This window comes from uncultured Cetobacterium sp., assembly GCF_947072685.1.
Taxonomy (GTDB): domain Bacteria; phylum Fusobacteriota; class Fusobacteriia; order Fusobacteriales; family Fusobacteriaceae; genus Cetobacterium_A.
This window is the reverse complement of record NZ_CAMTIK010000005.1, coordinates 86,261-106,423: the sequence shown is the minus strand read 5'-3', so window position 1 is coordinate 106,423 and position 20,163 is coordinate 86,261. Positions and strand designations below refer to the sequence as shown.

At 31.5% G+C, this 20,163-nt stretch carries 15 protein-coding genes and 1 riboswitch; of the genes, 1 reads left to right on the top strand and 14 read right to left on the bottom strand.

Going from position 1 to position 20,163, the window contains the following annotated elements; all coding sequences use genetic code 11:
• Positions 1-3: 3 nt before the first annotated feature.
• From purH to kdsB, 14 genes are all read right to left on the bottom strand, one after another.
• Positions 4-1,533: a bifunctional phosphoribosylaminoimidazolecarboxamide formyltransferase/IMP cyclohydrolase gene (gene purH / locus Q0V67_RS03040; RefSeq protein WP_297596922.1), complete on the bottom strand. Its 1,530-nt coding sequence runs from the start codon at positions 1,531-1,533 to the stop codon at positions 4-6.
• Positions 1,530-2,111 carry a phosphoribosylglycinamide formyltransferase gene (purN, locus tag Q0V67_RS03035; RefSeq protein ID WP_297596921.1) on the bottom strand — a complete coding sequence of 194 codons (582 nt, stop codon included), beginning with the start codon at positions 2,109-2,111 and terminating at the stop codon, positions 1,530-1,532. The genes purH and purN overlap by 4 nt, the downstream gene beginning before the upstream one ends.
• Positions 2,105-3,136 (bottom strand): phosphoribosylformylglycinamidine cyclo-ligase, encoded by a 1,032-nt coding sequence (purM, locus tag Q0V67_RS03030; protein WP_366938432.1) that lies wholly within the window; start codon positions 3,134-3,136, stop codon positions 2,105-2,107. The genes purN and purM overlap by 7 nt, the downstream gene beginning before the upstream one ends.
• A 5-nt stretch (positions 3,137-3,141) precedes the next feature.
• Positions 3,142-4,539: an amidophosphoribosyltransferase gene (purF, locus tag Q0V67_RS03025; RefSeq protein ID WP_297596917.1), complete on the bottom strand. Its 1,398-nt coding sequence runs from the start codon at positions 4,537-4,539 to the stop codon at positions 3,142-3,144.
• Between the two features lie 2 nt (positions 4,540-4,541).
• Positions 4,542-5,261 (bottom strand): phosphoribosylaminoimidazolesuccinocarboxamide synthase, encoded by a 720-nt coding sequence (purC, locus tag Q0V67_RS03020; protein ID WP_297596915.1) that lies wholly within the window; start codon positions 5,259-5,261, stop codon positions 4,542-4,544.
• Positions 5,262-5,284: 23 nt separating this feature from the next.
• Positions 5,285-8,974 (bottom strand): phosphoribosylformylglycinamidine synthase, encoded by a 3,690-nt coding sequence (locus tag Q0V67_RS03015; protein WP_297596913.1) that lies wholly within the window; start codon positions 8,972-8,974, stop codon positions 5,285-5,287.
• 8 nt (positions 8,975-8,982) lie between these two features.
• On the bottom strand, positions 8,983-10,071 hold the full coding sequence (gene purK, locus Q0V67_RS03010; protein ID WP_297596911.1) for a 5-(carboxyamino)imidazole ribonucleotide synthase: 1,089 nt from the start codon (positions 10,069-10,071) through the stop codon (positions 8,983-8,985).
• Positions 10,058-10,528 (bottom strand): 5-(carboxyamino)imidazole ribonucleotide mutase, encoded by a 471-nt coding sequence (purE, locus tag Q0V67_RS03005; protein ID WP_297596909.1) that lies wholly within the window; start codon positions 10,526-10,528, stop codon positions 10,058-10,060. The genes purK and purE overlap by 14 nt, the downstream gene beginning before the upstream one ends.
• Before the next feature lie 264 nt (positions 10,529-10,792).
• A riboswitch (purine riboswitch) is annotated at positions 10,793-10,893 on the bottom strand.
• Positions 10,894-10,996: 103 nt separating this feature from the next.
• Positions 10,997-14,041 (bottom strand): efflux RND transporter permease subunit, encoded by a 3,045-nt coding sequence (locus tag Q0V67_RS03000; RefSeq protein WP_297596907.1) that lies wholly within the window; start codon positions 14,039-14,041, stop codon positions 10,997-10,999.
• 19 nt (positions 14,042-14,060) lie between these two features.
• Positions 14,061-15,092, bottom strand: coding sequence for an efflux RND transporter periplasmic adaptor subunit (locus Q0V67_RS02995; protein WP_297596905.1), 1,032 nt, complete (start codon positions 15,090-15,092; stop codon positions 14,061-14,063).
• Between the two features lie 15 nt (positions 15,093-15,107).
• Positions 15,108-16,382: a TolC family protein gene (locus tag Q0V67_RS02990; protein ID WP_297596903.1), complete on the bottom strand. Its 1,275-nt coding sequence runs from the start codon at positions 16,380-16,382 to the stop codon at positions 15,108-15,110.
• A gap of 2 nt (positions 16,383-16,384) precedes the next feature.
• Complete coding sequence (locus tag Q0V67_RS02985; protein WP_297596901.1) at positions 16,385-17,038, bottom strand: TetR/AcrR family transcriptional regulator; 654 nt, start codon at positions 17,036-17,038, stop codon at positions 16,385-16,387.
• Positions 17,039-17,136: 98 nt separating this feature from the next.
• The gene (locus tag Q0V67_RS02980; protein WP_297596900.1) at positions 17,137-18,708 is read right to left on the bottom strand and encodes a SpoIID/LytB domain-containing protein; all 1,572 of its coding nucleotides are present in this window, start codon (positions 18,706-18,708) and stop codon (positions 17,137-17,139) included.
• A gap of 11 nt (positions 18,709-18,719) precedes the next feature.
• Positions 18,720-19,457: a 3-deoxy-manno-octulosonate cytidylyltransferase gene (gene kdsB, locus Q0V67_RS02975; protein ID WP_297596899.1), complete on the bottom strand. Its 738-nt coding sequence runs from the start codon at positions 19,455-19,457 to the stop codon at positions 18,720-18,722.
• A gap of 87 nt (positions 19,458-19,544) precedes the next feature.
• Between kdsB and Q0V67_RS02970 the strand changes: the two genes are divergently transcribed.
• Entirely contained in the window at positions 19,545-20,159 is a 615-nt protein-coding gene (locus Q0V67_RS02970; protein ID WP_297596898.1) for a histidine phosphatase family protein, read from the top strand.
• Positions 20,160-20,163: the final 4 nt, after the last annotated feature.

The following is a 20,163-nucleotide window of genomic DNA, read 5'->3' as shown; positions in this document are numbered from 1 at the left end:
CTATCAATGTTTGAAATGCCTAATTTTTGTAAACACCATTGCTATTCCATTTTTATTGCATTCGTCTATAGAAAGGGTATCTTTAATCGATCCACCCGGTTGAATAATAGCTCTCACTCCATATTTAGCTGCCATCTCTACTGTATCCGACATTGGGAAAAAGGCATCAGAAGCCATCACTGCTCCGACGCATCCCTCTCCTGCTTGTTCTAAAGCTATCTTAGCAGCTCCCACTCTATTCATCTGACCTGCTCCTATTCCAACAGTTTGATCTCCTTTCGCTATCACAATAGCATTAGATTTTACATGTTTTACTACTTTCCATGAAAACATTAAATCTTCCAACTCTTTTATTGTTGGTTTTCGATCTGTCACACATACCAACTCTTCTTCTGTTATAGATTTCAAATCTATCTCCTGAATTAATACTCCATCCATAACTGATATCAATTTTCTTCTATTTTTAAGCTTTAAATTCATATTCAATTTTATTATTCTAATATTTTTCTTTTTTGATATTATTTCAAAGGCTTCACTTTCATACCCTGGTGCTACAACTATCTCCAGAAAAAGCTCCGATATCTTTTCTGCTATCTCCTTTGTTACATCTCTATTAAACACCACTATTCCACCAAATATTGATATTGAATCACTTTTGTGTGCCCTCTCCCAAGCTTCTAAAATATTTACACCACTGCCAACTCCGCATGGATTCATATGTTTCACAGCCACAACTGTAGGAGAAGAGAATTCTTTTAATATCTCTAGTGCCGAATTCATATCCTGAATATTGTTGTATGACAACTCTTTCCCATGCAATTGCTTTCCTTGGACAACCGAATATCCTGTACGTACATTTTTATAAAACCCAGCTCTTTGATGTGGATTTTCACCGTATCTTAAATCTTGAACTTTTTCGTAGCTCACTGTAATTGATTCTGGAAACTCTTCCCCTGTTTTTTCGGTTAAATAATCTGCAATTATAGAATCATAACTCGCTGTATGCCTGAATACTTTTGCGGCAAACTTTTCTCTTGTTAAAAGTTCCGTGTCGCCTTTTCTAGCAATTTCTAAAAGCACTTTTCCGTAATCCTTTGGATCTACAACAACAGTTACAAATTCATAATTTTTAGCAGCTGATCTTAGCATACTTGGTCCACCGATATCTATATTCTCGATCAATTCATCATGAATTACTCCTTTTTTTTCTAAAGTATTTTTAAAAGGATACAAGTTAACAATCAACATATCTATTAACTCAATTCTATTTTCCTCTAAAGTCTTCATGTGTTCTTCATTACTTCTGACGCAAAGAAGTCCGCCATGGACGTTTGGATGTAGAGTTTTTACTCTTCCATCCATTATTTCTGGAAAATTTGTAACTTCAGATATTCCTACTGTTTTAATTCCTGCCTCTTCCAAAACTTTCTTTGTTCCACCAGTTGAAATAATCTCATATTTTAAATTTACTAACTCCTTAGCAAATTCAATTATTCCTGTTTTATCAGATACACTTATCAGTACACGTTTCATCTATTCTCCCCTTTTTTAAATAACCTTGTTAAAACAATAGGATATATTTTATGCTCTATATTATGAATCTCTTTTCTCAAATCATTCAAATTCCAATTCGAATCTATTTTTAATCTCTCTTGATAAATAATCTCTCCGGTGTCAATTCCATTATCTACAAAATGAATAGTTATTCCTGTTTGTTTTACTTTTGCATCAAAAGCATCTTTAATACCATCTTTTCCAGGAAACTCTGGAAGATATGCTGGATGTATATTAATTATTTTATGTGTATACTCATTCAAAAGAGTTGACGATATTATTCTCATATAACCCGCTAATACAATATAATCCACAATTTCTTGTTTTAGTATTTCAATTATATTTAGCTCAAATTCTTTTTTAGAAATAAAATCTTTTGGATTTACAACCCTATACTTTACCCCCAACATTTTAGCTCTTTCAACTGCAAAAGCATCTTCCTTATCCACAATTAAAAGTTTAATAATATACCCATCAGCTTCTCCTGACATTTTAGCTCTTACTATTCTCTCAAAATTACTTCCACTTCCAGAAGCAAAAATTGCGATATTTACCATTTTAATTCTACTCCAGATTTTTTAACGACCTCTCCCATAACCATTGGCTTTTCCCCATTTTTTTCCAAAATTTCTATCAATTTTTCAGCTTCATCCTTAGACACTACAAAAATAAATCCAATTCCCATATTAAACACATTGTACATCTCATTTTTAGGTATTTGTCCTTTTTTTTCTAAAAATTTAAATATTTTCAACTCATCTATATTTCTAGTGTCTATACTAACTCCTAATTCCTTTGGAATTATTCTTGGAATATTCTCGTAAAATCCTCCACCAGTAACATGACACATTCCATTAACAACTACTTCTTTTAAAATTTCTTTAACTATTTTCACATATATCCTTGTTGGAGTCAGTAACTCATCTCCTAGTTTTTTTCCTAACTCATCATAATATTCATTTAAATTTAGGTCAGCATCTTTTATGATTTTTCTAACCAAAGAAAATCCGTTTGAATGAACTCCACTTGATTGAACACCTACTAAAATATCTCCTTCGTGGACATTTTTTCCTGTTATCAATTTTGATTTTTCTACAGCTCCAACAGTAAATCCAGCAATATCATAGTGTCCCAGTTCATACATCCCAGGCATTTCAGCTGTTTCTCCACCTATAAGAGCACACTCTGCCAATACACATCCATCTGCAACACCTTTCACAATTTTCTCTATTTGTTCAGGATAATTTTTCCCAACAGCTATATAATCTAAGAAATATAGAGGCATAGCGCCCTGCACCAAGACATCATTGACACACATAGCCACTACATCTTGACCTATCGTATCATGTATATCCATTTCAAATGCTAACATCAATTTAGTTCCAACTCCATCAGTTCCACTAACAAGTACTGGTTCTTTCATTTTTAGTTCCGATAGATCAAACATTCCTCCAAAAGCTCCTAAACTATTCATGGCACCTTTTATCTTAGTTCTTTCAACATGACTCTTTATTCTTCTTACTGATTCATATCCTGCTTCTAAACTTACTCCAGCTTCCATATATTTATTACTCAATTTTATCTCTCCTATTTTTTAAGATTTTCTAATAAACTGAACATGCTTGTTGGATATCTCCCTGTAAAACATGCAGTACATACATTTTTTCCTAGTCCTTCAAGCATCCCTTCATGTGATAAAAATGCCAAAGAATCTGCCCCAATAAACTCCCCCAACTCTTTTGGATTCAATCTAGTACTTATAAGTTCACTGTATGTTGAGGTATCTACCCCATAAAAACAAGGGCTTATTATTGGAGATGATGCTATCCTCATATGAACCTCTTTGGCACCAGCATCCTTCAACAACTGAATTATATGTTTAGATGTTGTCCCTCTAACAATTGAATCATCTACTAGAACAATTTTTTTCCCTTTTACAACAGCTTCCATAGCTGAAAGTTTCATTTTTACACCACGTTCTCGTTGCTGTTGATTAGGCTTTATAAAGGTTCTCCCCACATACCTATTTTTTACAAGGCCAAGTTCATATGGTAATCCTGAAGCATCTGAGTACCCCATAGCCGAAGAGAGTGAAGAATCTGGAACACCTATTACTATATCGGCTTCAACAGCACTTTCTTTAGCTAAAATAGACCCACATTTTCTTCTGCTCGTATGTACATTTAAACCATTTATGCTGCTATCTGGTCTCGAAAAATAGATGTATTCCATTGCACACATCTTATCTTGAGTACAATCCGTATATTGCTTTGAAACTATTTTATCTTTAGAAATTTTTAAAACCTCTCCCGGTTTAAGCCCTCTTACATACTCTGCTCCCACAATTTCAAAAGCTGAACTTTCAGAACTAAATACAAAGCCATTACCTAATTTTCCCATAGATAGTGGCCTAAACCCGTTTTTATCTCTAATTACATAAAGACTTTCCCTATCCATTATTAGAAATGAAAATGCCCCTTCCAATTTTGGCAATGCCTTTAATATTTTCTCTTGAAAAGATCCAACCTCTCTTTGAATCAAATGCCCTATTATTTCACTGTCGGAAGTTGTATGAAAAATACTTCCCATAGCTTCAAGTTGCATTTTCAACTCCTTTGCATTTACTATATTCCCATTGTGTGCCACTACAAAATCTCCTGTATGAGAACGCACAAGTATCGGTTGAACATTCTCTATTCCACCACCACCTGATGTTGAATACCTCACATGCCCAATAGCCATGTTTCCTGAAAGTTTAGACATTTTATCACTATTAAAAACTTCGGTTACTAATCCTTCTCCTTTTTCTCTAATGATATTTCCATTGTCACAAGAGGCTATTCCAGCCCCCTCTTGTCCCCTGTGTTGGAGTGAATGAAGTCCATAATAAGTTAACTGTGCTGCATCCTCAACATTAAAAATCCCAAAAACTCCACACTCTTCATTTATCTTTCCATTTAAAAAATATTCTATCTCTTTTATCATGATTACACCACTCTACTTATTCTTGATAAAACCTCTTGGTACGCTTCTTCAACATCCCCTAAATCTCTTCTAAATCTATCTTTATCCATTTTTTTTCTTGTGTCTTTATCCCAAAGTCTACAACAATCTGGGGATATTTCATCTGCTAAAATTATATTTCCCACAGCATCCTTTCCAAACTCAATTTTGAAATCTACAAGTTCTATATCCGCCTTTTTGAAAAATTCTTTCAATAGTTCATTTATTTTTTTTGTCTGCGAATAGATTTCATCTAACTCTTCCCTTGTCGCTATATTTAATGCTATGGCGTGAGAATCATTTATCATAGGATCTCCTAACTCATCTTTTTTATAGCAAATCTCAAATATTGGAGCATTCAATACCTTTCCCTCTTCCATTTTTAATAATCTAGCTGTTGATCCTGCCAAAGTATTTCTAACTATAACTTCTAACGGTATAATCTCCACTTTTTTACACAATTGGGCTCTTTCAGAAAGATTTTCTATTAAATGAGTTACAACTCCATTTTTTTTTAAATAATTAAAAATTATTGTTGTTATTTCTGCATTTAAAATACCTTTATTCTGTATTTGTCCTTTTTTTAAATTATTGAATGCTGTGGCGTCATCTTTATAATAAATTACTACTTCATCTGGATTTTCTGTTTTATACACCTTCTTTGCCTTACCTTCATATAATTTATTCTCCTCTACTAACAACATACACTCACTCTCCAATTTAATATTTATTTTTTGAAATAATTAACTCCATTTGTGAAAATATCTTGTGCTTTATTCCCTTTAATATTTTTAAATAACCCATCTTCATATCTTTCTGAATGTGCCATCTTCCCTAATATTTTTCCACATTTTGAAACAATACCTTCAATAGAATAGTTTGATCCATTCAAATTTTTATCTTTATCCATAGATGCTTTTCCTAATTCATCACAATACTGAGTTATTATTTGTCCGCTATTAAAAAGCTCCTCTGCAAACTCTTTGTTGATAATAAATTTCCCCTCTCCATGTGAAACAGGAACACTGTGAACATCTCCAACTTTAAACGAACTCATCCAAGGAGAGTTGTTTGATGTAATTTTTGTTGTCACAACTCTTGATATATGTCTGTTTATATCATTTCTAAACAATGTCGGAGAATTTTCATGGAGTTTATCCACATTTCCATAGGGCAATAATCCAGATTTTATTAAAGCTTGAAACCCATTACAAATCCCTAAAATCAATCCATCTTCTTCTAAAAAATTTTCTATGCTTGTTTTTATAATTTTATTTTGAAGAATATTAGCTATAAATTTTCCAGATCCATCTGGTTCATCTCCAGCACTAAATCCTCCAGGTATCACAAATATTTGTGAACTTTCTATTTTTCTAGATAGTTTTTCTATACTATCTTTTATCTCTTCCACTCCCAAGTTATTAAAAACAAATATTTCTGTTTGTGCTCCAACAGCATCAAAAGCTTTTTTAGTATCATATTCACAGTTTGTTCCAGGAAAAACAGTTATTAAAACTTTAGGTTTATCATATAATTTTTTAGCTTTAAACCTTTCATTTACAGAAAAAGATTTTTCTATAACTTCTCCTTTATTTTCTATACTATACGGATAAATTTTTATATATTTCTTTTCCCAAACACTGATTAAATTCTCTATATCAAATGTTTCATGGTTTATCTTTAGAGTTTTTGTGCCTGTAGTCATACCTACCAATTCTCCAAAACTTAACTCACATTTTGATTCTAAAACTATATCTCCAGGCATTAATGCAAATAAATCTTGTTCTATTAAAACATCTATTCCTATTTTATTTCCAAAAGACATTTTTATTAAAGCTTCTGCTATTCCACCAAATTTTATAGTTGATGCAGATATTACTGTTTTTGATAACACTGCTTCTCTAATAAGATTAAAGTTTCTTTTTATATTATTGTAATCAGGCATATCTCCATTCAGTCTATCGCTCTTCACAAGATAAATATAGTTCCCCTCTGATTTAAACTCTGGAGATATTATATTTTTAACATTTTCAGTTACAACCGCGAATGATATCAGTGTTGGTGGTACATCTATATCTTTAAATGTCCCACTCATACTATCTTTGCCACCAATTGCTGGAGTTTCAAACTGCATTTGAGCTTCAATTCCACCTAAAAGTGCTGAAAATGGTTTCCCCCACTTAATCTCATCTTTTGATAGTTTTTCAAAATATTCTTGAAATGATAATCTAGCTCTTTTGTAATCTCCACCTGTCGCAACAATTCTAGCTAGTGATTCTATAACAGCATACTGAGACCCAAGATATGGCGAATATTTTGATATCTCTGGGTTATATCCATAAGACATTATCGAGCAAGTTGTCGTTATTTTGTCTGTTGGTAATTTTTGAACACTCGCCTCAGATTCCGTCAGTTGATATTTTCCTCCATAAGGCATCAAAACTGTACTTCTACCTATTGATGAGTCAAACATCTCCACCATCCCTCTTTGAGAAGCTACATTTGCGCTTTCCATAATTTCATTTATGCTTTGAGATAAATTTTTAGTATTTTTTACGACAAATGGATTTTGAACACCACTCTCTTTAATAAGAATATTCTGCTCTTGTCTAACACCGTTAGTATCTAGAAAGGCTCTTGAAAGATTAACTAATATTTCTCCTCTATATTTAATTACTAATCTCTCATTTTGTGTGACTTTTGCTACAACTGAAGACTCTAAATTCTCATCTCTTACCAGCTTTTGAAATTTTAACACGTCTTTTTCTTCAACCACAACTGCCATTCTTTCTTGAGATTCCGATATTGCTAACTCTGTCCCATTTAATCCCAAATATTTTACAGGAACTCTATCTAGGTTTATTTCAACTCCATTTGCAATCTCTCCTATTGCAACACTTACTCCTCCTGCTCCAAAATCATTTGATTTTTTAATCATTTTTGTTACTTCCGGATTTCTAAATAATCTTTGAATCCGTCTTTCGATAGGAGCATTTCCTTTTTGAACTTCAGATGAACATTTTACTAAAGATTCTTCAGTATGTTCTTTTGAAGATCCTGTGGCTCCACCCACACCATCTCTTCCAGTTTTTCCACCTAATAAAATTATCAAATCCCCTGAAGTTGGTTTTTCTCTTCTAACATACTCTTTTTTAACCGCTCCAACCACTGCTCCAACTTCCATTCTTTTAGCTTTGTATCCTGTGTGGTAAATCTCCTTTACAAATGTTGTTGCAAGTCCAATTTGATTTCCATAAGATGAGTACCCTAAAGCTGCCCCTTTAGATATCTTCTCCTGAGGAAGCTTATTTGCGAGTGTATTTTCTACACCTTCTGTTATATCTCCTGCTCCAGTAATTCTCATAGCTTGATAAACATATGATCTTCCAGATAACGGGTCTCTGATAGCTCCGCCTATACAAGTACTAGCTCCACCAAATGGCTCAATTTCTGTGGGATGATTATGAGTTTCATTTTTAAACATCAATAGCCATTTCTGATTTTCACCTTCAACATCTACATCAACCTCTATACTACAAGCATTTATCTCTTCTGATAACTCCATATCATCTAATTTTCCAATTTTTTTTAAATATTTTCCTGCAATAGTTGCCATATCCATCAACGTCATTGGTTTTTTGTTGCCATGTACTTTCTCTCTTAAATTCATATATTTTTCAAAGGTATTTTGAATACTTTCTTGTAATTCTCCAGCATCAATTATAATATTTTTTAAATATGTTTCAAACGTTGTATGTCTGCAATGGTCCGACCAATAAGTATCCAGAACCTTTATTTCGGTTTCTTTAGGATCTCTTTTTTCTTCTCTTTTAAAATAATTTTGAATATGTTTTAAATCTTCTAAATTCATTGCCAAGCTTAGTTTTTCAGCAAAATCTTTCAACTCTATTTCTGATTTTTCTCTAAATCCTAGACATATTGGAACCTTTTCAATCTCTATACTGTCATTTTTTTCTAAAATATCCAGATTTTTTTCTCTCATCTCTATTGGATTTATAAGATATTTTTTCACTTTTTCAAATTTTTTTATTTCTCCATGAAATACTAGTAATTTCCCACTTTTAATCTCCACTCCAGCTCTATTGTTCAAAAGCATTAAACACTGCTCAGCTGAATCTGCTCTTTGATCATATTGACCTGGTAAAAATTCTATTGCCAAATATTTTTTTTTGCTTAAGTCTATATTTTCATAGACATCATCTGTTACTGGCTCTGATAAAACTTTATTTTTTAAAAGTTCTAAATCCTCTTGAGTGCAATTAAATATATCGTAAATATTATATAAATCTATATTAAGAATTCCAGTTTCTTTTAAATTTTCTAAAAGATCATTTTGAAGCCCTAAACTTTCAACCTGAAATCCTTCTTTTTTTCTAATAAAGACTCTTTTATTCATATATCCTCCTAGAATGATTTTACTAAATTTATCAATTCCTCTATATCTTCCCCACAAAAATTAACGTGTCCCATTTTTCTTCCTGGCTTCCATAGATTTTTCCCATAAATGTGAACTTTAACTTCCTTGCTTTCCGATATTTTTTCTACTTTTGTCCTATCTTCACCAAATATATTTAACATCACAACTCCATTTAAAAGTTTGATCTCTGGAAAATTCAATCCTAAAATTGACATTAAATGTATATCAAATTGTGAAAAGTTACATGCGTCCATTGTGTAGTGAGCACTATTATGAGGTCTTGGAGCCATTTCATTAAAATATATTTCGTCTCCTTTTATAAAAAATTCTATACCCAGAGGCCCCACAAAATCCAGCTCTTCTATTATCATTTTAGAACTTTCCACTATTTTTGTTTCTAACGCTTTTGAGATTCTAGCTGGAACAATCGTCATTTTGAGTATACCCTTTTCATGGATATTTTCTCCGACTGGAAAAGTTACTATCTCTTTATTTACTCCCCTTACCACTAAACATGAAACCTCTTTTTCAAAATCTATCATCTCCTCAAGAATATACTCTCTATTTTCTAATTTTATATTCTCTAAATCACATTCATTCACTAATTTCCATTGCCCTTTTCCATCATATCCTCCCGAGCATGTTTTTAATAGAGATGGAAACCCAATTTTTAAAATATCATTCTCTAAATCTTTTTTATTAAAAACTTGTATATACTTTGCTGTTTTTATCCCCAATCTACTCACCGCATTTTTTTCCCTAACTCTATTTTGACTTATGTATAAAGGAGCTTTTCCCTGTGGAATATTTCCACTATTTTTTTCTATAAACTCTACTGAATCAATCGAGACATTCTCAAACTCATAGGTTATTACATCGCTCATTACACACATTTTTTTTAATGCTTCCTCATCTTTGTAACTTTTATTAATATGAATATTAGATGAAAATTTCCCACATGACTCTGAATCAGGATCCAGTATTATTGTTTTATACCCCATTTTTTTAGCAGAATCACAAAGCATTTTTGCTAATTGCCCACCACCCAATATTCCTATGCTTTTAGATTGTTTCATCTAAAATCATCCTCTCCATATTTTCTCTGTATTCTTTTATTTTATTAGCTATTTTTTCATCTTTTAATGCTATTATCTTAGCTGCTAATATCCCTGCATTTTTAGCTCCTCCTATTGCAACTGTTGCAACAGGAACTCCTCCTGGCATCTGAACTATCGAAAGAAGTGAGTCTATTCCTTTTAATGTCTTTGTTTCTATAGGTACACCAATAACTGGTAATTCTGTCAAACTAGCAACCATCCCTGGTAAGTGAGCTGCTCCACCAGCTCCTGCTATAATAATTTCAATTCCTCTATCTTTAGCTTCTTTAGCATAATCAAACATTAGAGTTGGTGTTCTATGTGCTGAAATAATCTTTGCTTCGTACTTTATTCCTAACTCCTCTAATATCTCTAAACACTGCTTCATAGTTGGTAAATCTGATTTACTTCCCATTATTACACCTATTTTCGTCATTTTTCCTCCCTGATTAAAAAATAAAAAAACGCACATTACTAAAAAGGTTACAATTCTCCCTTTTCAATAATCTGCGTTTTTACACACTTATTCTTATTTTTAATTATATGTATTACTATTTTTTTCTTTTTTATTTTTATTATAGAAACTGTATTTGTAAGCATTCTCTCAACTCCTCCTATTTTTGCGGTCAACAAAAACTAATAAAAAAAGGAAATTACACAGTAATTTCCTACAAGAATCAAGTTGAAAAAAAGCTCTAAAGCTATTCCAAATTTGACTTGTAGTCTGCCCATTTACGGCGGCAGGTAGAAACTCGTTGACCTTATCACAACTATTATACAAGTTATTTATTTTATTTTTTTACTTGCCATAAGTCTAACATAGCTTTTAATTTTTTTCAATCAAATTTTAAAAGAATTTCAATAAAAAATCCCTTTAAGCTTTAACTCAAAGGGATTTTTTTATTTATTTTGCTTTTCTTTTTAATTTATTTGCCATTTTTTCTATAAACTCTTCAACTGTTATATATAATACTGGAATTACAACCAATGTCAATATTGTTGAAAAAGAAAGTCCAAATATTACAGCAACTGACATTCCTGAATATAACTCCGCTCCCTCTCCAAAACCTAAAGCTAGAGGTATCATTCCACATACTGTCGTCATTGTTGTCATTAAAATTGGTCTAAGTCTTGTCTTACATGATTCTCTAACGGCATCATGAGTACTATACCCTCTTTCCCTCAATATCTTAATAAAATCTATAAGTACTATTGCATTGTTAACAACTGTTCCGGCCAGCATAATTATCCCTATCATAACCATCATATCAAATGGAGAGTTTGTTAGAATAAGTCCACCATAAACTCCAATCATAGCAAGGGGTACCGATGCTAATATGATCCCTGGCAATAAGAAGTTCTCAAACTGAGATGCCAAGATTGCATATATTAAGAATATAGATATCGCTAATGCCATTCCCATTTGAACTATTGCCTCATTAAATAGTTGAGACATTCCTCCCCAAGAGTACATTACACCTTTTGGTGCGTTTGTTTCCTCAAAGGCCTTTACAATTTCACTTTGAACTTTACTAAGACCTATTCCTCCATCATTGGCTGAAACTGATGCATAGAATATTTTATCTGTTTTAGTTACTTGAGCGGCTCCTTCTGCCATTACTACATCTGCCACATCAGAAACTTTCACAAATCTATTATCAGCTGTTCTGATATTTAGTTGTTCTAGTGTACTTATGTTTGTTCTTTCTTCCTTTGATAATCTTATCAATACATCAATCTCTTCTGTTCCTGTTTTTACTGAAAGAGTCTGTCCCGTACCTCTATTTCCTCCTAAGAAAGAGTAACTGATAGTTCTTCCTATATCAAAAGGACTTATTCCATAAGCTTTTAACTTATCTCTATTCAAAACAACTCTCGCTTCAACATTTCCAGGCTCTATACTCGATGTAATATCTTTAATCCCTGGAATGTTGCTTATTTTTTCCTGTACTTGCTTAGCTATGGCATCTGCCACTTCTAAACTATCAGATGATATTCTAAACTCAACATCTCTATTTCCACCAGCAGATTGATAATCATCTTTCAAGTTAAACTTTACCCCTGGTATTGTAGAAAGTTCCGGTCTTAGGCTATCCATAACTTGGAATACTGAAACATCTCTATCTGTTTTTGGCCCGATGTCAACGTTTACTATTCCTACATCTGTTTTAACTAAAGATATATATGTTCTTGTTAAAGGATTCTTCTTAACTATATCTATTGCTTGTTCTGTAATTTCCTCTGCTCTTTCAACAGACAATCCTTTTTCTAACTCCAATACCACAGCGTATCTACCATAATCTTGTTTTGGAATAAACTCTGTTCTTGTCAGCATTGGTCCTAAAATCATCATAATAAAGAATGCACCAAATGCAAATCCAACAGTTTTCTTTCTATTTACTATAGCCCATTCGATTATAGAATCATAGTAATATTTTACTTTTCCAAAAACTTTACCTTCTTTAGTTATATCGGCATCTGCTTTTAAAAATCTACTGGCTACCATCGGCATCAATGTCAACGATACAATCAATGCCGCTACGTTAGAAAATATTATTGAAAGTGACATATCTCTAAATATTTCTCTAGCAATACCCGGTATGAACAATACTGGAATAAATACTACCATTGTTGTTAACGCTGAAGCTAGTATCGCTACCGCTACTTCTGAAGCTCCATCCTCTGCAGCTTCTACTACTGGTTTTTTTAACTCTGTTATATGTCGGTAGATATTATCTATAACAACAACCGAGTTATCTGTCAGCATTCCTACCCCTATTGATAATCCCATCAATGATATTACGTTGATAGTAACTCCTAACAATGATAGAAATGCAAATGTAAATACAATCGCAATTGGTAATGCAAGTGAAATAAGCATTGTTGCTCTCACATTTTTTAAGAATACAAATAAAACTATTGTTGCAAGAACTAATCCTGTTACAGCATTTCCTTTTACTCCTGAAATTGAAGAGTTTATATTCTCAGAATAATCCATAACCGTAGTTACTTCTACCCCTTTAGGGAAATAAGGTTTCATCTCTTCTAATGCTTTTTTAGCACTATCATTTATAACTAATATATTTCCATCAGTTGATTTTTCTATTACTAACATTACTGATGGTTCTCCATTTAGCTTTGTTATTTCTTTTTGATCCTCTGTTGTAAGACTAACTGTTGCTACGTCTTTAAGTCTTAATGTTTTTCCATTACTTCTTAAAATCATATTTTCAAATTCATTTAAATAATTAAACTCACCCATAAATCTTGCAACTACATCTTTTCCACCTGTCTTTATTACTCCTAATGGAATATTAACCGATGAAGCTTTTATTAGATCATAAAGTTCTGTTGGTGTTAAATTGTAAGCTGATAATCTATCTGTGTTGAATTGAATTTGAATCTGCTTATCTGGCGATCCTAAAGTATCAACACTTCCAACTCCACCTATTCTTTCAAATCTTGGAGTCATAAACTCATTAACAAAAGTTGTTAACTCTAAAAATTTTGGTCCAGACACATTCAGCATCATTGCTGTATTTCCAGATCCTGCCAACTTTTTTTGTGTCACTGGTTTTGAAGCATCATCTGGCAACTCTCCTGAAATTGTATCTATTTCTCTTTGAACATCTCCTCTTTTCAAATCTATATTCACACCGTAATCAAATTCAATACTAACTAATGATGTTTCAAACGACGATGTCGATGTTATTTTTTTTATTCCATCAACTCCCGACAAAGAATCTTCTATTTTCTTTGTAATTTGACTGTTTATATCCTCTGGAACTGCACCGTTCCAAGTAGTTCTGACAATTACCATCGGGATATTCATATTTGGAAGCAGTTCTGATTTCATTGATAGCATCGAAACAATTCCTAAAAATACCATCGATACCATTACCATTACTGTTGCAACTGGTCTACGTATAGCAATACCTGCTAAAGACATATATACTTCACCTCTTTTTCTATTTAGTTTCGTTATTTATTGTAATTTCATCTCCATCAGCTAATCCGAATATTCCATCTGATACAACTTTATCTCCCACATTCAATTCACTTTCAAGAATCTCAATATTAGGTTTTGCAGTTGCCCCAGTTGTAACCTCTACTCTTTTAGCCTTACCGTCCTCTATCTTATAAACGTAACTTAATAGATCTCTTATAAAAACAGCTGCTTGAGGAACTACTATTCCGTCTCTTTTCTCTGTTGGAATAGTTACTTTTGAATACATCCCATCTTTTAGTTCCATATTTTTATTTTCTATTGAAAGTTTAACAGGGAATTTTTTTGTTTCTGAGTCTGCAATTGGATTGATTTCCTTTACTTTTGCAACGAACTCTTTTCCACCTAAATCCGACACCTTAACTTTAGCAGGTGATCCAACTTTCAAACTATTTAACCAATACCCTGGGAAATCAACAGTTATGTCCATTATATTTTCATCTACTACAGTGAAGACTGTCTTATTAGCTTCCACAACATTTCCAGGTTTTAAATCTAAATTTCCAATCAATCCTGTTATTTCTGATTTTCTTGTCAATTTTTCAAAATTAGATTTTTTTGATAAGAAATCTGCTACTGCATTTGTATAAGCGTCTCTATAACTTAAAAATTCTAATTGTGAAACCATTTGTTTTTCATAAAGTGTATTAAATTTTTCAAAATTATTCTTTGTCGACTCATAATTAAATTTTGCGGCATTATAATCTGCTTCTGTTGTTGCATCTTTAAATTTTACTACCACTTCTCCCTTTTTTACAAAATCACCATTTTGCTTCAAAACAGTCACTACTGTCCCCTGTGAATCAAGTGTATGGTTTACTTTTTCTTGGGGTAGTAAAGTTCCATCTGTCACATAAAGATCTGACACAACCTCTTTTTCAACCACTGATACCACTACTGGTTTTTTTGGTTTCACTACTATTGCTTCCTCTTTTTTTCCACAAGCAGTTACTAGCAAGGCTACTGCCGATAATATGTATAATCCCTTTTTCATTTCTTCCTCCCAATGTTAAATAAGTGATGATCTGTATTTTTCAAATGCTACATAATAATTTAATATCGCTGCGTTATACTCTACTCCAGCTTGTCTATACTGACTTTCAGACAATAGAAAATCTACTGTAGAAATCAACCCTGTATTGTATCTTTCTGTATCTATTGCAAAGTTTTCTCTAGCAGCTTCTAAAGCTTTACTTCTAGAATCTCTCAGTTGCTGTAAACGGATAAGTTCTTTGTAGTCTCTCGTTACAGATAGTTTTATATTATCAGAACTTAAATCCTTATTTATTGTTTCTATTTCTTCACTATTTTTAGCAACATTATATTGATCTATACCGCTTCCAAACTCAAACACATCCCATTTTATTGCCACTCCACCTCTCCACTCTGCATTGTCAAAACTATTGTCAAAGTGATGACTTTCTTTAGATGTTCCATAAGTTCCAAAAGCTTCAACTTGAGGTAAAAGGCTTGATCTTGCAACTATTTTTTCAGCTTCAGCATAGTTCACTTTATTAGTTGCTAATCTAGAAGATAAACTGTTTGTTAAAGCTTGGCTTAAATCTTTATCAAAATCAATTCCTGATGTTAAATTTTCAGGTACTTGAAACTCTTTTAAAGTTAATACCTCATTTGCTGGAATCATTAATTTTAATTTTAAGTCCTTCTTAGCCACCTCTAAGTTTGTTCTAGTTCCTGTTATCTGTGACTCTAAATCTAATATTGAATATTCTGTTTTTAATAGATCCGCCTTTGTTAAGAGTCTCAAATTTAATTGCTCACTTTGCTTATTATATCTAGCTTGCAACTCTTTCTTTGACGATTCTAAAACTGTCAAATCTTTTTCGAAGTTTATTATACTTGAATATAGCGAGATTATATTCATTCTTACATCTCTTTTTTCAGCTAAGAAAAATATATCTGCAATATTTTTTGAAGCTTTTGCTCCAATAATTCCACCAGTTATTGCTCCACCTTGAAAAAGGGGTTGATATATTCCTATTGTCTGGGTATATCCACTTTTAAATTTACTTTCAATAGTATCGCCAATAATCATATTTCTTGTAGTATGCTCGGCTTTTTCATACTTTCCATTATATGTTACCTTTGGTAAAGCTGTTTTAAAAGCTCTTTTTACATTTAAGTTTGCATTTTCTTTAGAAAGTTCAGATGTTTTTATTGTCTTTCCATTTTCTAATGCCAAATCAATTGCGCTTTCCAATGTCAGTTCTCTAGAAAAAGCTGCTGTTGATAATATTACTAGTAGTCCTAATAATTTTTTCATCTTTATTTTCCTCCTGTTAATATTTGGATAATTCCATTGGTTAATAATTCAATTTCATTTTCCGAATCAATATTTTTTATTCTTTCTTGTAGCTCTTTGATATCACTTATAAAGTAATCTTTTGTATTTTTATAAAAAAGTCTTTCCAATCTATACGATTTTATTCCTCCCATTATAAAAATAATCAAAACATCCATCTCTTTTTCAGAATAACTAATTTCTGAGGTCGTTGAAATTGTCTGTTTTATTATTTCCCTTAATATTTTTCTGTTCAAAAGCTCAATTTCTAAAAGCTTACTTCTAAGTTCCGAAGTAAGATGTTCTAAATTTCTTGTCAAGTTAATCAATATCAAATGTGACTTTAAATTCTCTGATGTTGTAAGTGCAAATCTTCTAATTATAAATTTTTTAATTTTATCTCTAAAATCTTCATCACTCTTCTCTATCTCTTCAAATTCATTTTTTCTTATATCAAAAAATTGAATGATTATCTCTTCTAAAAGTTGATCTTTTGATTTGAAATAGGTGTAAAAACTACCCTTAGCTATTCCAAGATAACTAGTTATATCCTCAACTCTTGTTTTAAAAATTCCTTTTTTTAACAATACATCTTTAGCAGCTTCTAAAATTTGTTGCCTTTTATCTCCTTTCCCCATTATTCCCCCTTTCGTAAAGATAAAAATAAAAAATGACTAAACAGTCATAGATTATTTTAATCTATAATGACTCTTTAGTCAATGCTTTTTTACTTTTTTTACCAAACATTATGCGCACTAGAATTAAACCCTGAAGATGTCGAATAATATTTTGCATCGATAGGTTTGTTTTCATGTACTAAAATCAAGCTTTTGGTTGATTTTACAGCTTGATTTGCTACTTCATTTTCGTCTAAATTATTATAAACTTGACTTTGTGTGCTGTCTAAAATATGGAATCCTAAACTTTGGTATCTTTTTCTTAAAATGTCTTTTGCTGCATAGGTTCTGGCCGCTATTGCTTGAACTTTTAATGCCTCTAATCCAAAACTCTTTGGCATTTCACTCGGCACAACCTGAAGTAAATAATCCTCTATTAAAATTTCATTTATTAAATTTAATTTACCTTGATTTTTAGACTGTCTAATTTCAAAATTCCCTCTATAAAAAGGATATCTAGAATTTTTTATATTTCTTTTTATATTTGTCACCGCTATCATCTGGGTTGAACTTAATGATATATAATGTTTTGTTTTTAATTTAATTTTCCCATCTACTACTACTGTTGTATATCCTTTTTGATTTGTAAAATCTACATATGTTCTTGGGCTTATGCTTATATTTCCACCCTTACTTTTCAGGCTTATCTTTCCTGTTGAATATAGACCAATTTTTGTATGATCCACAGATGAAAACCCTGATGTCATTATTCCAACTCTTATACTTTTTCCAATTTCATCAATAGAATTAAGATTTTTTATTCTTGTATCAGCATAGTATCTCTGTAAAACCTTTTGATAACTATATCCTTTATTTTTAGTTAAATCCATCGCTGCCCATTGTGGAATTCCAGAACCATGCCCATATCCACCACCATAAAATTTATATCCTCCAGTTGAATTTTTTTCAAATGAGAAAAATGCTGATGGTAGTAATGAAGGATTTTTTGAGATTGGTCTTTCTCCATATTTTTCAGCTCCACCCTTAGCACCATATATATTTACCTGTGTCCCTGTTGTTGATTTACTGAGTCCAAGAACATTCCTTATATTTCCTTCTTTCACGACAAGGTATTTTCCACGTGTACCTTTTATTAAAAGCTTTATTATCAATCCTGATTTCCCTCTCTGAACAACTTTTAATTCTTGAAGTTCTCCTATAGGATTTAAGGGCAATGACTTCGCTATCCATTTCCCATTAGAGTATGTCAAAACTTCTTTTGTTCTTCTTGAAGATAATTTCACTAAATTTTTATTTAAAATATTATTTAATTCTTTCTTAGTAAGTATAAAGTGCCATCGCCAATAATTTGAACTATCTCCATACCCTTTTGCTTTTATATTTTTATAAAACGATAAGAATTCACTCTCTGTATAACTTTTAAAAGGAGTTTTAGGTAGTTGCATATCATTTACATAACCTAAGTATGCAATCGGTTTAGCAATTGGAAAGTCATCCTTTTTATAGTTACTATAAAGCTCTACTCTATCACCTTTTAAATTACTCTTTTGCGCTCTCCCTTTAGAGTCCTTTCCCCCTTGTAAGTTTTCATAATATTCTTTTTTTGAGTTATTACTACACCCTATCAATACAAGAAAACACGCCCCTACTATCCATTTTTTTATATTCATTTTTTTTACCATTATATTTTAATTCCTTTTTCTTTTATATGTAGTCTTACCTTATCTAATTCATCTTGCGTGTCTACACCTATCACTTCAAATTTAGTTTCTAAAACTTTAATTTTATATCCGTTCTCTAAAACTCTAAGTTGCTCTAAAGACTCTGAGTTTTCTAACGGTGTACTTTCTAATTGAGAATATTCCAAAACAAAATCTCTTTTATATCCATAAATTCCAACATGTTTATAGTATAAATCTAAGTTTTCATTTCTTGGATAAGGTATTACACTTCTTGAAAAATATATTGCATAATCATTTTTATCTGTCACAACTTTTACAAAATTTGGATTTTCTATATCCTCTTTTTTTATCAATTTATGTTTTAGTGTCGACATTTTTAATTCTTTTTCTTTTTCAAATGAATCTATTAATGCATTGATCATTTCAGCTTCTATAAGCGGTTCATCCCCTTGAATATTAATCACAACGTCATAATCTTTAATATTTTGACAAACCTCGGCTATTCTACTTGTTCCATTCAAATGATTTTTACTAGTTAAAACAACATCTCCACCAAATTTTTTTACAGCTTCATAAACTTCTTTTGAATCTGTTGCAACTACGACCCTATCTAAATTTGATTTTAATGCTCTTTTATATACCCATTCTATCATAGGATGACCACATATATCTTTCAATGGTTTTTTTGGTAATCTTGTCGATTCATATCTCGCTGGTATAACTCCTAAAAACTTCATTTTACAACCTCCAAAATTCAATGTATAATAAGATTATACAAAAATATTGTATTAAAAAAAAGAGTTTTTATTCAAAAGGAGAAAAATATGTTACGTATCTATTTTGTTAGGCATGGAGAAACTGTATGGAACACTTTAAAAATTTTCCAAGGGAGATCTAATTCCCCTTTAACTAATTTAGGAGTTATTCAAGCTAAAAAGCTTTCAAATCATTTAAAAGATTTAAATTTTAGTAAAATTTACTCTTCACCTTTAGATAGAGCTATTTCAACCACTAAGCTTATTATCGGAGATAGAAATCTAGAAATTATTCCAATAGATGAATTTCAAGAGATTGGAATGGGTAATGTTGAAGGTATTCCAAGGGATGACTTTGAAAAAAATTACCCTATAGAATATCATAATTTTTGGAATGATGCCGCTAAATACAATCCTACTGCATATCATGGTGAAAGTTATTTAGAAGTATTAGAAAGAGTTCAAAAAGGACTAAATAAAATTGTCTCTGAAAATAATGAAGGAAATATTTTAGTTATAAGCCACGGCGTTACATTGAAAGCAATATTTAATATTATTAACAATAAAGGTATCGATGAGTTTTCAAAGCAACCTGTTCCTGAAAATACCAGTACAACAATAGTTGAGTATATCGATAAAAAATTTAAAATTATTAAATTTTCAGATACAGAACATTTAAAGTGAACTA

Coding starts and splice junctions, on each gene's coding strand:
- purH (WP_297596922.1), bottom strand. CDS start 1,533: ATGAAACGTGTACTGATAAGTGTATCTGATAAAACAGGAATAATTGAA.
- purN (WP_297596921.1), bottom strand. CDS start 2,111: ATGGTAAATATCGCAATTTTTGCTTCTGGAAGTGGAAGTAATTTTGAG.
- purF (WP_297596917.1), bottom strand. CDS start 4,539: ATGATAAAAGAGATAGAATATTTTTTAAATGGAAAGATAAATGAAGAG.
- purC (WP_297596915.1), bottom strand. CDS start 5,261: ATGTTGTTAGTAGAGGAGAATAAATTATATGAAGGTAAGGCAAAGAAG.
- Q0V67_RS03015 (WP_297596913.1), bottom strand. CDS start 8,974: ATGAATAAAAGAGTCTTTATTAGAAAAAAAGAAGGATTTCAGGTTGAA.
- purK (WP_297596911.1), bottom strand. CDS start 10,071: ATGAAACAATCTAAAAGCATAGGAATATTGGGTGGTGGGCAATTAGCA.
- purE (WP_297596909.1), bottom strand. CDS start 10,528: ATGACGAAAATAGGTGTAATAATGGGAAGTAAATCAGATTTACCAACT.
- Q0V67_RS03000 (WP_297596907.1), bottom strand. CDS start 14,041: ATGTCTTTAGCAGGTATTGCTATACGTAGACCAGTTGCAACAGTAATG.
- Q0V67_RS02995 (WP_297596905.1), bottom strand. CDS start 15,092: ATGAAAAAGGGATTATACATATTATCGGCAGTAGCCTTGCTAGTAACT.
- Q0V67_RS02990 (WP_297596903.1), bottom strand. CDS start 16,382: ATGAAAAAATTATTAGGACTACTAGTAATATTATCAACAGCAGCTTTT.
- Q0V67_RS02985 (WP_297596901.1), bottom strand. CDS start 17,038: ATGGGGAAAGGAGATAAAAGGCAACAAATTTTAGAAGCTGCTAAAGAT.
- Q0V67_RS02980 (WP_297596900.1), bottom strand. CDS start 18,708: ATGAATATAAAAAAATGGATAGTAGGGGCGTGTTTTCTTGTATTGATA.
- kdsB (WP_297596899.1), bottom strand. CDS start 19,457: ATGAAGTTTTTAGGAGTTATACCAGCGAGATATGAATCGACAAGATTA.
- Q0V67_RS02970 (WP_297596898.1), top strand. CDS start 19,545: ATGTTACGTATCTATTTTGTTAGGCATGGAGAAACTGTATGGAACACT.